Annotated in this window: 16 protein-coding genes; 6 read left to right on the forward strand and 10 right to left on the reverse strand. The window is 39.2% G+C overall.

Annotated elements, in window-relative coordinates:
- Positions 1-150: 150 nt before the first annotated feature.
- Positions 151-1350 (reverse strand): hypothetical protein, encoded by a 1200-nt coding sequence (locus WG904_RS05335; RefSeq protein ID WP_339578259.1) that lies wholly within the window; start codon positions 1348-1350, stop codon positions 151-153.
- Between the two features lie 103 nt (positions 1351-1453).
- Here WG904_RS05335 and WG904_RS05340 point away from each other — a divergent pair, with 103 nt between their 5' ends.
- Positions 1454-2851, forward strand: coding sequence for an aldehyde dehydrogenase family protein (locus tag WG904_RS05340; RefSeq protein WP_339578260.1), 1398 nt, complete (start codon positions 1454-1456; stop codon positions 2849-2851).
- Positions 2818-3378: a YfiT family bacillithiol transferase gene (locus WG904_RS05345; RefSeq protein ID WP_339578261.1), complete on the forward strand. Its 561-nt coding sequence runs from the start codon at positions 2818-2820 to the stop codon at positions 3376-3378. The genes WG904_RS05340 and WG904_RS05345 overlap by 34 nt, the downstream gene beginning before the upstream one ends.
- Here WG904_RS05345 and WG904_RS05350 read toward each other — a convergent pair.
- The 8 genes from WG904_RS05350 to WG904_RS05385 all read right to left on the reverse strand — a co-directional run bounded on the left by WG904_RS05350 (position 3368) and on the right by WG904_RS05385 (position 12005).
- Positions 3368-5680 (reverse strand): multicopper oxidase domain-containing protein, encoded by a 2313-nt coding sequence (locus WG904_RS05350; RefSeq protein WP_339578262.1) that lies wholly within the window; start codon positions 5678-5680, stop codon positions 3368-3370. The two genes, WG904_RS05345 and WG904_RS05350, sit on opposite strands and share 11 nt — an antisense overlap.
- Before the next feature lie 7 nt (positions 5681-5687).
- A complete protein-coding gene (locus WG904_RS05355; protein WP_339578263.1) occupies positions 5688-8090 on the reverse strand; it encodes a heavy metal translocating P-type ATPase in 2403 nt (800 codons plus the stop codon).
- Between the two features lie 82 nt (positions 8091-8172).
- Positions 8173-8997: a 4,5-DOPA-extradiol-dioxygenase gene (ygiD, locus tag WG904_RS05360; protein WP_339578264.1), complete on the reverse strand. Its 825-nt coding sequence runs from the start codon at positions 8995-8997 to the stop codon at positions 8173-8175.
- A 67-nt stretch (positions 8998-9064) separates the two neighbouring features.
- The gene (locus WG904_RS05365; protein ID WP_339578265.1) at positions 9065-9628 is read right to left on the reverse strand and encodes a helix-turn-helix domain-containing protein; all 564 of its coding nucleotides are present in this window, start codon (positions 9626-9628) and stop codon (positions 9065-9067) included.
- Complete coding sequence (locus WG904_RS05370) at positions 9629-10132, reverse strand: DUF3347 domain-containing protein (RefSeq protein WP_339578266.1); 504 nt, start codon at positions 10130-10132, stop codon at positions 9629-9631.
- A 1-nt stretch (position 10133) separates the two neighbouring features.
- The gene (locus WG904_RS05375) at positions 10134-11003 is read right to left on the reverse strand and encodes a hypothetical protein (RefSeq protein WP_339578267.1); all 870 of its coding nucleotides are present in this window, start codon (positions 11001-11003) and stop codon (positions 10134-10136) included.
- A 2-nt stretch (positions 11004-11005) separates the two neighbouring features.
- Complete coding sequence (locus WG904_RS05380; protein ID WP_339578268.1) at positions 11006-11542, reverse strand: heavy-metal-associated domain-containing protein; 537 nt, start codon at positions 11540-11542, stop codon at positions 11006-11008.
- 58 nt (positions 11543-11600) lie between these two features.
- Positions 11601-12005, reverse strand: a complete 405-nt coding sequence (locus WG904_RS05385; RefSeq protein WP_339578269.1) for an HYC_CC_PP family protein — start codon at positions 12003-12005, stop codon at positions 11601-11603.
- Positions 12006-12279: 274 nt separating this feature from the next.
- Here WG904_RS05385 and WG904_RS05390 point away from each other — a divergent pair, with 274 nt between their 5' ends.
- The 4 genes from WG904_RS05390 to WG904_RS05405 all read left to right on the forward strand — a co-directional run bounded on the left by WG904_RS05390 (position 12280) and on the right by WG904_RS05405 (position 16069).
- Positions 12280-12987 carry a peptidylprolyl isomerase gene (locus WG904_RS05390; RefSeq protein ID WP_339578270.1) on the forward strand — a complete coding sequence of 236 codons (708 nt, stop codon included), beginning with the start codon at positions 12280-12282 and terminating at the stop codon, positions 12985-12987.
- Positions 12984-13751, forward strand: coding sequence for an exodeoxyribonuclease III (locus WG904_RS05395; protein WP_339578271.1), 768 nt, complete (start codon positions 12984-12986; stop codon positions 13749-13751). Before WG904_RS05390 ends, WG904_RS05395 begins: the two co-directional genes overlap by 4 nt.
- Positions 13752-13836: 85 nt before the next feature.
- Positions 13837-15078, forward strand: a complete 1242-nt coding sequence (gene hutI, locus WG904_RS05400; RefSeq protein WP_339578272.1) for an imidazolonepropionase — start codon at positions 13837-13839, stop codon at positions 15076-15078.
- On the forward strand, positions 15071-16069 hold the full coding sequence (locus tag WG904_RS05405) for a formimidoylglutamase (RefSeq protein ID WP_339578273.1): 999 nt from the start codon (positions 15071-15073) through the stop codon (positions 16067-16069). Before hutI ends, WG904_RS05405 begins: the two co-directional genes overlap by 8 nt.
- Here the strand turns inward: WG904_RS05405 and WG904_RS05410 are convergent.
- A complete protein-coding gene (locus tag WG904_RS05410; protein ID WP_339578274.1) occupies positions 16026-16187 on the reverse strand; it encodes a hypothetical protein in 162 nt (53 codons plus the stop codon). The two genes, WG904_RS05405 and WG904_RS05410, sit on opposite strands and share 44 nt — an antisense overlap.

Here is a 16187-nt window from a genome sequence, read left to right on the forward strand (position 1 = left end):
AGCAATTACATAACGCTAAGGGGAGGAAGGTTTTATAAATGTTACTTAAAAGTAGTTGGTACTTAGTACATAGTAGTTAGAAATGGGGCGCTTAAGTAGTGAGCGTGATTAGCATTTTTGAATCCAATCGGGGTACTAACTACTCAAAAGCTACCTCAGTACCTTTCCGTTCTTATCAACATTTACATTAAAAGGCGACATGTAATCTTTTAAAATTACTGCAAATTCTCTTCGCGTAATCCGCTTTTTTAAGTCGAACGTGCTCGCTAATTTATACACCGTTTTCCAATTCTTTTCAATCTCTTTTATTGTGGTTTCTGGTGCTTTCTGACCAACGTAGCAAATCATATCGATGGCCGCCGCCAGTGTTAAATCAGCACTTTCGTAATCGTCGAACCAAATTTGAGCTTTATAGTACAAATCTTTAAAGGGCTGCTTAATTTCCTCAGTTGTTACGAATTTATCTGGCATAAACTGAAGGCCGTTTTTATCGATCCGGCCTTTAATTACCCCACTAACCCCAACAAACTGAATTGCTTTCCAATTCGAGTCTTGCTGTTGGATATCAGAAAAAGGCATAATAGCCAATCTATAATTGATGAGCTCACCTTGGGTTTCTTTTAGTTTTATTTCAGATAATTTTGTGCCAAAAAAACCAGCATATGCCGCTGCTGCGCCTGCCGCCTGACCAATTAACATCCCCTCATCACCTTTTAACCAAATTAAGTTTTCTTGGTCGGGAACAAATAAATTATACATCGATAAAATAGATGCAACGCTACCGTTACTAAATTTTCCAGACGATACGCTTGTTCTGTATACCGTATTCGCGTAATTAAGTGGCTCTTCGTAAGTTACGGGCAACGTTTTAATTTCCAATGCTGCCTTAAGTTTCCCATCACCAGCAACAATTAAAACTGAGGGTTTAAGTGTCTTTCCGTCGCTTAACTTAAACGTCCAATTATTGCCCGATCGATCGGCCTTTGTCCATATTACATTTTTAATAACCGTTAAGTTTTTTAGCGAATCGGTCCATTTGGTAAGCACCTCATTAGCTAATTTTTTATCAAATGAAGAAATTATCAAACTATCTTTAATACCTTTCGCAATATTAATTTTCTTGAAAAAATCTGCTTGTAAGCCCGAGTTTAAATCATTTGCTATTGGGTTAATGTCAAATCCCCCTGCTTGCAGTAAAACCGTAGTTTTAACCCCTGAAACCGCTGCTTGAATAGCCGCCGCAGCCGCAGCATTTCCATTTCCAATCACCAAAACGGCTGGCCGAGTGGTTTGCGCCTGAAGTTGAAAACAAACAACGCTAATCCAGATACTTAAAAAAAATCTCTTCATTATCTTATCCTTTCTATGATATACGCAATATGGCATTAATGGATGTCTTTTTAATAAAATTTATGCTCATTTTAACTATATTTAACACTTATTAAAGTTCAAAATGACAAACAAAATCGATTCGGTATTTAAATCGCAAAACGAACACAAATATACGCTCCGAAAAAGCAATGTCGACGAACGCATCTCGAAATTAAAGACTCTCAAAAAAACGATAGTAAAGTACGAAGATAAATTGTATGCCGCATTACATAGCGACCTTCGTAAAAGTCGATTTGAAAGTGCCGTTACTGAACTTATTTTTATCTATGGGGAACTCGATTTCGCAATCGCAAATCTAAGTCGTTGGATGAAACCAAAACGAGTTGGAATAACCCTAAGTAATCCCTTTTCTAAAAACAGAATCTATTACGAACCAAAAGGTGTTTGTTTGATTATAGCACCTTGGAATTATCCTTTTCAATTGGTGATGAGCCCCCTAATTTCGGCCATCGCCGCCGGAAATTCAGTTATGGTAAAGCCTTCTGAATTAAGTGCCGCAACAAGCAACGTAATAAATGCTATCCTTAGCGAGGCTTTCGACCAAAAAGAGGTCGCCTGCTTCGAGGGCGATGCTACAACTTCTACAGCTTTATTGAACTTGCCATTTGATCATATTTTCTTTACCGGAAGCACCGAAATAGGCAAAGTGGTAATGAAAGCCGCCTCAAAACACCTTACCTCCGTAACCTTAGAGCTTGGCGGAAAATCGCCAACAGTAATCGATAAAGATGTAAATTTAGAAAAAGCAGCCGAAAAAATTGCCTGGGGAAAATTGGTAAATTGCGGTCAAACTTGCATTGCTCCAGACTATGTTTTTGTGCATCAAAACCAAATGGATGAATTTATTCGACTTTATAAAGCTTCCGCAGCAAGCTTGTTTTTTAGTCATCAAAAGATAGACTCTACCAGTTACGGCAAAATTATTAACGCAAAACATTTTACCCGTTTAAAAACACTTGTTGATGACGCTGTTGATAAAGGCGCTCGAATAGATTTTGGCGGCACTTTTGATGAAGCCCGTCAAAGTATAAACCCCATTCTTCTAAGTAAAATTTCAGCTGGCAGCAAGGTAATGGATGAAGAGATTTTTGGCCCGATCTTACCGCTTATTCCCTACGAAAATTTAGATGAAGTAATTGAGCAGATTAATGAGAAAAGTAAACCGCTAGCCTTATATATTTTCAGCAAAAACAAAACAAACATCAAGAAACTAATCAAAAGCACAAGCGCCGGAGGAACGTGTGTTAATGATGTACTTGTTCACATTAGCAACCCGAAATTACCTTTTGGAGGTGTTAATTCGAGCGGAATAGGAAGTAGTCATGGTGCTTTTGGCTTTAAAACCTTCTCCCATGAGAGAGCAATTGTTTTTCAGTCGGGTATCGATTTCAATCGCCTCATTTATCCACCGTACACGGGAAAAGAATGGGTGTTAAAAATATTAAAGAAAATGATGTAGAAATGGAAGATTTAAAGTACCCGATTGGGGAATACACCTACCCCGAAAATGTAGACGAAGCTCAAATCAAGAATTGGATCGATTCGTTAGAAAATTTCCCTCACCAGCTCATCGAAGTCGCCTCAAAATTAACGGATGCACAATTAGCTGTTCATTATCGCCCTGGGGGGTGGACGGTTAGGCAGGTCATCCACCATGTGGCCGATAGCCACATCAATGCTTACACTCGTGTAAAGCTAACGCTAACTGAAGAAAATCCGATTGTTCGGCCCTATAATGAAGAAATTTGGGCCGAATTGCCAGAAGCAAAAAACGGTGATATCGAAATTTCAATTGCCATTATTAAAGCTATTCATCGTCGTTTGGTGATAACTTTACGTGCGCTAGATTTTGCAGATTTTAACAGAACGTACATCCATCCCGCAGCAAACCAGCAGTTAACTTTAGCTTACTTGATTGGAAATTATGCCTGGCATGGGCAGCATCATTTGGCACACATCTTATCTACGTTAACGCCTAATACCTAAGCGAAAAACCTACGCCAATACCCATATCACTATCGTAATGCGTAGTAAGTGAAAAATATTTTGTTGCAATGTATTTTAATCCCCCCATGTATTCTTTGTCGCTATTTGCCATAAAGCTCATTCTCATTCGCTTTGATAAGGGTATATCTTCTCTCATTAACTGCAACCTTACATTACCATCTTGATACAGCTCGGCTTGGGCCTTCAGTAACATGGGCAAAGTATATTCAATACCTGCACTAAGCAATGCCCGCTTATCTTTGCTATTACTTTGTCCAAAAATATTCTTTTCTTGCTCGTTGATTCCCATTTTTCGGTAGCGCCAATCGAAGCCAATAAAAGGCATTACCCACTGCATTCTATCTATATACCTGCCAACATGCGTTTCTACCTCAAAGCCATGCATTTTGCTATACCCTAACCTCCATTCGGTGGTTACATTCCACCTCGTGTTGGCCAGCATGGCCATTCCATCATTTCCATTGCTTGCAAAGTCATTTTCGGCCATAAAATGAAACATGCGATCGTCGGCAAACAATCTCCGTTGCGCCAGTTTTGGATTCGGGATTTCGGGATTTACAGGCGAATTCTCGTAGCTAAATACTCTTCCCATGCCACTCATCATGTGATAAAGAATGTGGCAATGAAAAAACCAATCGCCACTTTCTGAAGCAGCAAATTCAATGGTGTCTCTTTCCATCGGCATTATGTCGAGCACATTCTTTAAAGGTGCGTAAACGCCATGCTTTCCGATTACCCTAAAATCATGGCCATGTAAATGCATAGGATGGCGCATCATGCTGTTGTTGTACAAGATAATCCTTACGTTCTCCCCTTTTTTAATTAAAATTTTATCTGCTTCCGAAACCGTTTTGTTGTTTAAAGTCCACACGTACCTATTCATGTTTCCGGTTAAATCGAACTTTAGCTCCTTTGTTGGTCCATTTGGTAGCACTGTGCTTTCTGGAGACTTTAACATCGTGTAATTTAACGTAACCGTTTCCCCTTCCGAAATTTCTGGATACATAACCTTATTCATATCCATGATCTGGTTTTGCATTTTCATCCCCTTCATCTCTTTTAAATCCCCGTTCATTTCCATCATATCGTTCATCATCTTCATGCCCTCGAAATAATTTAATCTCGGCAATTTTTTAGCCGGCATTTTCATCCCATTGCCCAACCATAATGAGGCAGACTTGGTTCTATCTTCTGGTGTTACTAAAAACTCATACTGTTTATTTTCAGGTATAGTTACCACTACATCATATGTTTCCGAAACGGCTATCATTAAGCGATCAACCTCTACAGGTACCACCTCATTTCCATCATTGGCAACAACTGTAATCTTGCCCCCAGCATAAGTAAGCCAAAAATAAGACGAGGCGCCAGCATTGGAAATGCGTAGTCTTACTTTATCGCCAGCTTTAAAGTTCTTAGCAACAAATTGTTCTTTCCCGTTGATTAAAAACTTATCGTAATATACATCGCTCACGTCCATGGCATTCATCCTCTTCCATTCGTTGGTTACTTTAGTTTTAAAGTGTCCTTCCCTAATGGCTTCAGCGTAGCTTTGTGTGCTCCCCTTCTTGATGGCAAACCAGTCGCTCGCATTATGCAAACTCCGATCTATTTCTTTAGGGCTCATATCTGCCCACTCACTTAAAACAATTGGAATAGTAGGAATGGATGGCTCGTTCCTTGTGTTTAGAATCATAGATCCATACATACCAATTTGTTCTTGCAAACCCGTATGGCTGTGGTACCAATGTGTACCGTTTTGGATAATGGGGAATTTGTACACGTGAGTGGTATGTGGTTTAATGGGCATTTGAGTTAAATTTGGCACGCCATCATACTTGTTTGATAAAAATAGACCATGCCAGTGCAACGACGTTTCTTCTTCCAACTCATTGTGGACATGAATTTCGGCCGTATCGCCTTCGGTAAAGGTTAATGTTGGCATCGGGATTTGGCCATTTACAGCGATTGCACGTTTTGGCTTTCCCGTAAAATTTACCGTCGTATCTCGGATATACAAATCATAACGAACTTTTTTTGGCGAGAATTTACTACTTGCCGTATGCATTGGGTTTGATGAGTTAACATTCGCTTTAGTAATGGCGGTTTCTTCTGCCCCTACCGGTTGTAAGATCATACCGCATTTTTCACACTTGTTCGGTTTATCATCCCTCACTTCCGAATGCATAGGGCAAACATATTCCACTTTAATTTGGGCAGAGGCCGCAAGATAAGCGGTAACAAAAAATAAAAGTATGGCGATTTTTAACAATGGTTTCATGCTATTTTTATAGGTGAACAGACCTTAAACGAAGTGCATTTCCGATTACCGAAACGGAGCTGAAACTCATGGCCAAGGCAGCAATCATGGGCGACAGCAGCAATCCAAAAACCGGATATAAAATACCCGCAGCTAAAGGAATCCCTAAAGTATTATAAGCAAATGCAAAAAATAAGTTTTGCCTAATGTTTTTCATCACGGCGTGACTTAATTTTTTAGCATTCACAATATCTTGCAAATCTCCTTTTACCAACGTTATTTTAGCACTTTCAATGGCCACATCCGTTCCTGTGCCCATCGCAATACCAATATCTGCCTGCGCTAATGCTGGCGCGTCATTGATTCCATCACCAGCCATAGCAACGATTTTCCCTTGTGTTTGAAGCCTTTTGATTTCAGTAAGCTTATCTTCTGGTAAAAACCCAGCCCTAAAGTCTTTTAAATTTAAATCATGAGCCACAGCCTTCGCTGTGTTTTCACTATCGCCAGTGAGCATTATTACTTCAATGCCCTGCGCCATTAATTCTTTGATCGCCGCCTTACTTGTTCCTTTAATACGATCTGTAATGGTCACAAAACCGAGCACCTTTTTATCTTGGCTTATAAACGATACTATTTTGCCTAACTCCTGTTCTTTTTTAACCTGATCTTCTATCTCATTAGGCGTAATAGCACCGATTTCGTCCATTAATTTCATGTTGCCTAATGCAATTTTTAAACCCTCGTACGTTCCAATAACACCTTTGCCAACTATAGCATCAAAATCCTTTACCTCAATTAAATTAATCGCTTTTGTTTTTGCATAGTTGAGGATGGCCTTGGCAAGCGGATGTTCGCTATATTGGTTTAATGAAGAAATTTTTTTCAATAAATCATCCTCATCATGATTAAGAGCAACTAGCTTCTCGACCGTTGGTTTTCCTTGGGTTAGGGTTCCTGTTTTATCGGTGATTAATACATTTACCTGATCCAATTTTTCTAATGCTTCTGCATTTTTTATCAAAATGCCCAATTTCGCTCCTTTACCAATACCAACCATAACAGACATCGGCGTGGCCAAACCTAGTGCGCAAGGACAGGCAATAATTAATACGGCAACAGCATTGATAAATCCATAAACAGCGCTAGGTTGAGGTCCAAAATGAAACCACACAAAAAAAGTAATTACTGCGATAAGCACAACAACTGGCACAAAGTATTTAGCGATCTTATCTGCAAGCTTTTGTATTGGTGCCCTTGATCTACTTGCGTCTGCAACCATTTGCACAATTTGTGCGAGTAAAGTATCTGAGCCTACTTTTTCTGCAATCATCGTGAACGACTTTGTCCCATTTATTGTACCCGCACTTACTGCATCTCCTTCTTTTTTATCTATTGGGATGGGCTCGCCGGTAAGCATCGATTCATCTACGGTACTATTTCCATCCTCGATTTTACCATCAACCGGTATTTTATCTCCCGGTTTTACCCTTAATACATCTCCCTTCTTGATCTCATGTATAGCGATCATTTGTTCTTTACCCTTTTGTAACAATACCGCTTCTGTAGGAGCCAGCTTTAGCAATGCTTTTATAGCTCCACTGGTTTTATCGTGCGCTTTTGCTTCCATTAGTTGACCAAGCAACACTAAGGTTAAAATAACAGCTGTTGCTTCAAAATAAAGGTGGATTGATCCATGTTCGTCTTTAAATTCTTGCGGGAAAAGCTGAGGAAAGAACAAACCGAAAACACTAAAAAGAAAGGCTACTCCAGCACCCAGCCCTATTAACGTAAACATATTCAAATTCCAGGTTACTATAGATTTATAAGCCCTCACAAAAAACATCCAACACGCATAAAACACAACAGGCACCGACAAACCAAACTGCACCCAATTCCACTTTTCATGATCCATTATTTGATTTAATGGATTTTGATGAAACATACCAAGCATGGCAATGATAAAAATTGGCACAGTGAAAAGCAGTGCTATCTTCATTTTTTTCCATAATGAGGTATAGGTACTGTCTTCCTCGCCTTCAATTGGCTCCATTCTCACCAAATCCATTCCGCATATGGGGCAAGCGCCAGGTTTGTCATATAATTTATCGCCTTCGCAGTGCATTGGGCAATAATATTTACCATGAGCATTTGCCGTCGATTGTACAGGCTGTGGTTCACTGTGTGTTTGGCAACATGCTTTATGTACTTGTTCTTGGTTATGCTGTGCGGGTAAATTAATTTTATAATGATTCCCTAAGGCTGTTTGTAAGGCCGACAAATCTACATGTTTGTCCATTTTTATCGTAGCCGATTGGCTATCCTTCGAAACCTCAACCGAAGTTATTTCTGGGATGGTTAGTAAGCTGCTTTTCACTTTACTTTCGCATCCCGAACAAGTCATTCCGCTAACGTGATAAGTATGTGTCATTTTATTTATAATTAATAACACAAAATTAACTTGCCTTGTTTTTTTTCCGTTACATCTAATCCGAAAAGAGTTATATAATTAGTTAGCCAACTTTTACGGAAGTCATCGTTAACGACCCGCCAATCGCCTTATCGTTAAATAATGATACTTCCTCCTTCTCGTTTTGCAAACCTAAGGTATACATCAATGGCAAATAGTGCTCTGGCGTTGGAATAGCTAGCATGGCTGCTTTTCCCATTGCTTGGTAGTTAATGAGCGACGAATGATTTTTATTTAAAATTAAATTTTTAAAGCTATCGTTCATTTCCAAAGCCCAATCATATCCTCCTCCATCCATCATCTCCCAACTTACCATCCTCAAATTATGCACCATATTACCACTACCTAAAATAAGCACTCCCTTTTTTCGCAATGCTGATAGCTCTTTCGCTAAATCGTAATGATATTGCGCTCCCTTTGTATAATCGATACTCAATTGTAAAACAGGAATATTCGCCAAGGGGTACATATGTTTAATCACAGACCATGCCCCATGATCCAAGCCCCAATCGTGATCTAAAACAATAGAAGTTTGTTTTACTAAATCTACTGTTTCTTGTGCGAGTTTTGGATTTCCTGGTGCAGGATATTGCACATCGAATAACGCTTGTGGAAAGCCGCCGAAATCGTGAATGGTTGGCGGAAAATCCATTGCCGTAATACGTGTTCCCTTTGTAAACCAATGGGCTGAAACAACTAGTACCGCTTGTGGAACAGGAATTTCTTTAGCGATATCAATCCACTTGCTGCTAAATTCATTAATTTCTATTCCGTTCATAGGCGAACCATGCCCCATAAAAAGAACAGGCATTTTCTCCGTCTCGCCTAAGCTAGACGTGAAACTTTTGAACTGATTTAACGTTTCCATTTTGATTATTTACATCACAAAAATAACCCTTACTCGCGCTTTTTCTATTGATGTAAGATAAGAAACACTATACTTCGTCTATTGTCTTACGCTCTTGATGATGCGCCAATTTATAAGAGGAAGTGGTTTCCCCACTTATTTTTTTAAATTGAGCCGATAAATGAGCAACGCTACTGTAATCTAAAAGATAAGCGATCTCACTCAACGACTTTTCGCCATACGTTAAAAGTTCCTTAACCTTTTCGATTTTCTGCAGTATAAAATACCGCTCTATAGTAACGCCCTCCATTTCAGAGAAAGTGGAACTTAGATTAGCATAGCCCAAATTTAGCTTTTCACTTAGATAGCTAGATAAATTTACATTTAGAGCCGTTGTTGCATAATGAACAAGTTCGATAATGGCTGTCTTTATTTGCTCCACCAATTGCTTCTTTTTATCGACTAATAATTCAAAGCCAAATCCCTGAAGTGTATTCAACAGTTCTAGCTGTTTAAACACATCCATTCTTTCTTCCGAAATCTCTACCATGCCTAGCTGTACAGAAATAGAGTGCAAACCAAGCTTATCTAACTCCTTTTGCACCACCATTTTACATCGGTTGCATACCATATTTTTGATATACAGCTTCATTTACTGTTTCTTAATGGTCTCCGTAACCTCTCCACAATCGTACATCATACTGCCATAAAAAGGGTTTTGAATGGCCTCAACCTCATTAAGCCAGCTCTTTTTTGCCATCGGACAATATTGAACATATACATCTCCCGTATTCATGCTAAATGCTTTCGCCAATTTTACCATTGCCGTAGAGAGCGGCCAGAAGCTATTGCGTTGTGTCTTAATTGCTTTCTCAGAATCAATTTCCAGTGCTGATTTTTTAATAATTTCTGATTCCTTTTTCCAAATAGCTTGCTGTTCGGCCGAGATACTCTTCACTGGAAAGTTATCGATAGTTTTTATCAACCTTTTAACACTTTCGCTTGCCAGCGATGCATTGTCTTTAGCTAAAGCATTTTTGGTTTCAAAATATGCATTTAACGTATTGTTAAACTCTTTTTTTGCTGAAACTCCTTGAGCATTTGTAGTTAAAATTGTTGCCATAAATAGGGCAACTATTGTGATTATCTTGTTCATATTATTGTTTTTTACTTAATGCGTTAAAAAAATTAAATTCTACTCGGGCTAGGTACATGTTTTTTAAATACCTGTTCTCCATATTGCCTGCGGCCTGAAAACGATAACCTAAATCGACCCTCGTTTTACTATTTAAAATCACCTGCACCGCTGGTGCAAGATCTAAATAGGAGTTTCCATTAGCTGGATTTGTTTTCCCAAGTAGCTCAACATAAAGATTAAAGTTAGGCTGGTTATAGCTTTTGTAAACAAATGGAAGCAATAAATAACCTGATGATAAACTATAACTTAGTATTTCATCTGGTGCTTTCATGCTCGGCATCGTCATACCCGGCATGCTGTAAACATCCATTATCATCCCGCCATACAACAAATGTTCTTCTTTTCTAAAAGACTTGCTGTATCCTAATGTTGCCGATAACGCCAGTTTATGGATTAATTGTGTAAAGACAAATCCGCCTTGAATTCCCGAATTATCTCCTTCCAAATTAATATCCTCACTTTCCATTTTTCTTTTGCTAGCACTTATTCTACCAAAAATAGCAGCTCTAAAATGGCTATGGGCGGCGTCTAACGAGAAAAATCGATATTTCGCATATAAACTTGACCCCTCTACGCTATACTTTCCATCCATATCAGAAAGAAAACCTTGAGCATGAAACATCAGATTTTTATTCAGGCCTACCATCACCTCGGCAATACTTCTACTGCGAAAATCGCGACTAAACATGCCCTCATTTGTTATCCGTAAGCCAATAGATTTCGCAGGCATATTACTCGCCGGCTCCGTAAAGACATACAGTTCTTGTGCAAAAATCGCCGGATTTAAACCAAAACAGAGGAGAAATACCCCTAGAGTTGTTCTGATCATCTTTATATACTTAAGTGATAAATTCTAGTTCTTTTCCCGTTTACAAGACCTGTTCCGCTTGGATAGGAATCGAACTTAAGCTGTGTTAGCTTCTGCTTAAAGGCGGCATTCGAAATAAAATTTTTATCGATTACGTTTACCTTGACAGGGCCATTCAAAATCTTACTTTTTACATTCGAAAAGCGATACACATTACCCCCTATAACCACCTGTCCAGCATCATCAACCTTTGCTTGATCAAAATTAATCGTAGCCGTTAAATTCCCAACAGAGAATCCCGCATCCTTAACTTTCTTTTGTAATTGATCAAGATTAACCGATCCCTCCTTTTTAAACGTAAGTGTAAAAAGATTTTTATTTAAATCGGGTTTAACATTGGCAACATAGGGTAAGGTTCGCAACGATTTTTCCGTAGCTTGCGAACACATCGAACAGGTTAATCCGGTAACCTGCATTTCTACAGCACTTATTTGCTGTGCCGATACTTTGTTTAGTGCAAAAAGCATCAAAAATGCAATTATCAATTTTGTCGTTTTCATTTTTCGAAATTTTGGTGAATAAAAAATTTTAGGTATCTCTACCTTAATCTTCCCTTTCCTAATTTCTAAAAACGCAATTCATCACATGCAAGGCAACGCCAGATGGTTTGGGAGGGGCTTTATTTGCTAGTTTGCTGAAGAATGTTGGCAAAAACTGATTGATGATTTGGCTAACATTGGGGTGAAGAAAAAGATCTACGCTAAATAACTTAGGAGCTTTAATAGCACTTTCGGCCTGATGATTATCCTTTACTTTAACCTCAACTTTCGTGTTTTTACAGCAATTATTATCCTTTTGATTTGCCGATTCTGCTTTGCAATATGTGCAACTAGCCCTGGCAGTAGTTGTCGAAACCGATGCTAGTTTGCCTCCACAAAAATGTAGACTCAAAGCCACGCCAATTACACTAACTAGGTAAAACGCGCAAAGACTTATTGCTAATTTTTGCTTTAAACTCATCATTAGCAAAGCTATAGATAAATTTCTGAATTAAAACACCCTCATTTGTTAAAAGATGGTAAAATATATCCTGTTGTTTTGGCCACAGATGCACAGATTTCTTTTGTACCACCTGTTCAGATTTATCGCAAAGCTTTAGGGCCACCAAATCTGTGCATCTGCGGCTATATGTAATATTAATGTTTTACTTGTGCATTATTTGTTAACCTTTGCGCATCTGCGGCTATATTTTTAATCTATTCTATTTTTAGATAACTTAGCGGTAAATCAATTGAACATGAAGAAAATTCTCTTTCTATTTATAAGCTTATTTTGCCTTCAGGCGATGGCTGCAAAGCCCAAAAATCAATACGTAAAAATTGTAACCGATAAAGGAACCGTAACCATTAAACTTTATAACGAAACGCCTCTACACCGTGATAATTTTATTAAAGTGGCCAAGGAGGGTTTATATAATGGCACCTTGTTTCACAGGGTGATTAAAGAGTTTATGATCCAAGGTGGAGATCCTGATTCGAAAAATGCAACACCCGAGGCTTCGTTGGGCAATGGTGGATTAAACTATACAGTGCCGGCCGAATTTAGAGACAGTTTGTTCCATAAAAAAGGGGTTTTGGCTGCAGCTAGGGAAGGTGATTCGAGCAATCCAACAAAAGCATCAAGTAGCACGCAATTTTATATCGTACAAGGAAAAATTTGGACTGATTCTACCTTAAATTTAACCGAAGAAAAGCGCTTAAAGTTCAAAATTCCCGAATGGCAACGTCAGGTATATAAAACCATTGGCGGTACGCCACATTTAGACCGAAATTATACCGTTTTTGGTGAAGTGGTAAAAGGCCTGGAAATGGTAGATGCCATTGCCAATGTGCCCACTGGTAAGTCCGATCGACCTAAAACCGATATTAAGATGACCGTAACCGTGTTAAAGAAAAAAGAAGTAAGAAAATTAGAAAGAGAATTGAAGAAGAAGAAAAGAAAATGAAGGTAATCTCCTACAATGTAAACGGCATACGTGCCGCATCAACAAAAGGCCTCTTTAATTGGCTGCAAGCTACCAACGCCGATATGGTTTGCTTGCAAGAAGTAAAAGCCCTGAAAGAGCAAATTCCCGAGATTATCGGACTAATCGAACAGTTAGGCTATCATCATTATTGGTTCCCCGCAGAAAAAAAGGGATATAGTGGTGTTGCCATTTTAACCAAAATTAAACCTAATAGCATTTCTTATGGCTGTGGCGAACCTTGGATCGATGCCGAAGGCCGAATTTTAAGGGCCGATTTTGATACCTTTTCATTAATGAGTTTATATATGCCTTCGGGCTCTAGTGGCGATGAAAGACAAATCAAAAAATATGAATTTATGCGCTTTTTCGATGTTTATGTGGATGAATTGCGCAAGCAGTTTCCAAACCTGATCATCTCGGGCGATTACAACATTTGCCACCAACCTATCGATATCCACAACCCAAAGTCGAATGCCAATTCATCTGGATTTTTACCCGAAGAAAGAGAGTGGATGGAGCTCTTTATGAGCAATGGTTTTATTGATTCATTTAGACATTTTAATAAAGACCCGCATCAGTATACATGGTGGAGCTATAGAGCAGGGGCTAGAGCGAAAAATTTAGGCTGGCGTATCGACTATCACTTGGTAACAAAGCCCATGGAAAACCGCCTCAAGCAGGTTAAGATTTTGCCCGATGCATTACATTCTGATCATTGTCCGGTATTATTGGAACTTGATTGATGTTGCGGGTCATGATTCATAACCTTTTCCTAAATTTAATTAGGCGCCCAAACTCATAACCCGCAACTCACAACACGCAACAGTTATGCTCATTACCAACATCAAAGCCCTCGTAGGCATTCATCCAAAAGAAAAACAAGTGCTTCGTGGTAGCGAATTGGCCAGATTGCCTGTATTGGAAAATGCTTGGCTTTTACTCGAGGATGGCCTGATCAAAGATTTTGGCTCAATGAGCGCTATTCCTCCTCCCATCTCAAATCTCACCCCTCACCTCCCGGCTAAAGGCAAGTACGTTTTCCCCTCATGGTGCGATAGCCATAGCCACATTGTGTTTGCCGCTTCGCGGGAAGAAGAATTCGTGATGAAAATTGAAGGCAAAACTTACGAAGAAATTGCCGCAGCTGGAGGAGGTATCCTTAATTCGGCCAACAAATTGGCTTTGGCTTCAGAAGATTCACTTTTCGAAAGTGCTTCTTTACGCATTCGCGATATGATTAAGCAAGGAACTGGAGCAATCGAAATAAAAAGTGGATACGGGCTAACCTTGGCGAGCGAGTTAAAAATGCTCCGTGTAATTAAGCGTTTAAAAAATGTATTCCCCATTCCCATCAAAGCTACACTGTTAGCTGCGCATACCTATCCGCAGCACTATAAAAATAATCATAAAGGCTATATCGATTTAATTATAAACGAAATGCTTCCAGTGGTAGCAAAAGAGAAGTTGGCCGATTATATCGACGTTTTTTGCGAACGGGGCTTCTTTTCTGTCGATGAAACCGATCAGTTGTTATCCGCAGGGGCGAAATATGGCCTAAAACCGAAAATACACGCCAACCAACTTTCGGTTTCGGGAGGGGCACAGGTGGGTATTAAGCACAACGCCATTTCTGTAGACCATCTCGAAGAAACCAACGAAGAAGTGTTAAAAAGCTTAGCAAAAAGTAAAACCATAGCCACCCTTTTACCTTCTTGCTCTTTTTACCTCAACATTCCATTTGCGAATGCCCGTGGATTGATAGATAACAATGCTGCAGTTGCCTTGGCTACCGACTATAATCCAGGCTCCACTCCATCCGGAAATATGAATTTTGTTGTCTCGTTAGCCTGCATAAAACTTAAAATGATGCCCGAAGAGGCCATTAATGCCGCAACCTTAAATGGAGCTGCAGCAATGGAATTAACTAACGAAGTAGGCAGCATCTCCATCGGAAAAAGAGCAAACCTATTCATTACTCGAGAAATGCCATCATTAGGCTATTTACCCTATAGTTTTGGGCAAACACAAATAGAAACGGTAATCTTGAACGGAGAAATTTATAATGGATAGATTAAAAATATACACCCATAATGATATTACTCCTTTGATTAACGAAAGAGATGGAGAAATTAAACTAGGGCAAAAAGTACAACTTATTCGGTGGTTCGAAGACCTGCAGAACTGCAATGCAAAATTTGTGCTCTTGGGTATCCCAGAAGATATTGGGGTGCGTGCAAATTTGGGAATTGGCGGAACACAAACAGCATGGCTACCGGCGCTAAAGATTTTACTAAATATGCAAAGCAATTCTTTTTTTAGTGGAGAAGAATTGTTAGTATTAGGCCATTTGGAAATTGAAGAGCCGGCAGACAAGAGCCTATCAAGCCTAAGAAACAAAGTGAGGATAATCGATAATTTGGTTTATCCAATAATTGAGCAAATTATAGCTGCAAACAAAATTCCCATAGTAATTGGGGGTGGCCACAATAATGCTTTTGGCATGATATGGGGGGCATCATTAGCGCATCAGCAAAAAATGAATATCGTAAATATCGATGCGCATGCCGATTTGAGAAAAAAAGAGGGCCGCCATAGCGGAAATGGCTTTACATACGCCTTGCAGGATGGCCATTTAGAGCAGTATCGCATATTCGGTTTGCAACAAAGCTATGCCCATGCCGATTTGTCTAATTACATCAAAACTAATTCGAATATTCAAGCTTTCTACTACGAAGACCTATTGAAAAGTGAAGAAACGATGTTAAAGAATTGGAAAGGGTTTATTAACGACTTACCAGAACCTTGCGGGCTAGAAGTCGACCTAGATAGCATTGCCAATTTACTTTCTAGCGCTGGTAGTCCGTCGGGCTTCTCCTTAAAAGATATGCGTGCATTTCTTTTATCGTGCGATAAAAAATTCAGTTATTTACACCTCTGCGAAGGAGCTACACAGCTTGCAGATGGAAGAAATGATTTAACCACCGCAAAAACAATTGCATCGCTAGTTAGCGATTTTATTAAAGCTCTTCTTCCTCAAACCTTTCAGCAGCCTTCATCATAATTTCCATTTCGGCCAGTTGAGCAAGCGTTAAAGGATCTTCTTGTTCTTGCATTTCGAAAATGATAATCATAGTATCTTCGTAATGCTGGGCAGAAGTTATTTTGAAATCTTTTTCCAT

The sequence above is a fragment of the Pedobacter anseongensis genome (assembly GCF_037482965.1).
Classification (GTDB): domain Bacteria; phylum Bacteroidota; class Bacteroidia; order Sphingobacteriales; family Sphingobacteriaceae; genus Pedobacter; species Pedobacter anseongensis.

Bases quoted from the DNA above. Each gene is read 5' to 3' on its own strand.
- WG904_RS05365 (WP_339578265.1), bottom strand. From the start codon at position 9,628: ATGAAGCTGTATATCAAAAATATGGTATGCAACCGATGTAAAATGGTG.
- ygiD (WP_339578264.1), bottom strand. From the start codon at position 8,997: ATGGAAACGTTAAATCAGTTCAAAAGTTTCACGTCTAGCTTAGGCGAG.
- WG904_RS05370 (WP_339578266.1), bottom strand. From the start codon at position 10,132: ATGAACAAGATAATCACAATAGTTGCCCTATTTATGGCAACAATTTTA.
- WG904_RS05355 (WP_339578263.1), bottom strand. From the start codon at position 8,090: ATGACACATACTTATCACGTTAGCGGAATGACTTGTTCGGGATGCGAA.
- WG904_RS05410 (WP_339578274.1), bottom strand. From the start codon at position 16,187: ATGGAAAAAGATTTCAAAATAACTTCTGCCCAGCATTACGAAGATACT.
- WG904_RS05405 (WP_339578273.1), top strand. From the start codon at position 15,071: ATGGATAGATTAAAAATATACACCCATAATGATATTACTCCTTTGATT.
- WG904_RS05390 (WP_339578270.1), top strand. From the start codon at position 12,280: ATGAAGAAAATTCTCTTTCTATTTATAAGCTTATTTTGCCTTCAGGCG.
- WG904_RS05380 (WP_339578268.1), bottom strand. From the start codon at position 11,542: ATGAAAACGACAAAATTGATAATTGCATTTTTGATGCTTTTTGCACTA.
- WG904_RS05340 (WP_339578260.1), top strand. From the start codon at position 1,454: ATGACAAACAAAATCGATTCGGTATTTAAATCGCAAAACGAACACAAA.
- WG904_RS05345 (WP_339578261.1), top strand. From the start codon at position 2,818: ATGGGTGTTAAAAATATTAAAGAAAATGATGTAGAAATGGAAGATTTA.
- WG904_RS05375 (WP_339578267.1), bottom strand. From the start codon at position 11,003: ATGATCAGAACAACTCTAGGGGTATTTCTCCTCTGTTTTGGTTTAAAT.
- hutI (WP_339578272.1), top strand. From the start codon at position 13,837: ATGCTCATTACCAACATCAAAGCCCTCGTAGGCATTCATCCAAAAGAA.
- WG904_RS05395 (WP_339578271.1), top strand. From the start codon at position 12,984: ATGAAGGTAATCTCCTACAATGTAAACGGCATACGTGCCGCATCAACA.
- WG904_RS05350 (WP_339578262.1), bottom strand. From the start codon at position 5,680: ATGAAACCATTGTTAAAAATCGCCATACTTTTATTTTTTGTTACCGCT.
- WG904_RS05385 (WP_339578269.1), bottom strand. From the start codon at position 12,005: ATGATGAGTTTAAAGCAAAAATTAGCAATAAGTCTTTGCGCGTTTTAC.
- WG904_RS05335 (WP_339578259.1), bottom strand. From the start codon at position 1,350: ATGAAGAGATTTTTTTTAAGTATCTGGATTAGCGTTGTTTGTTTTCAA.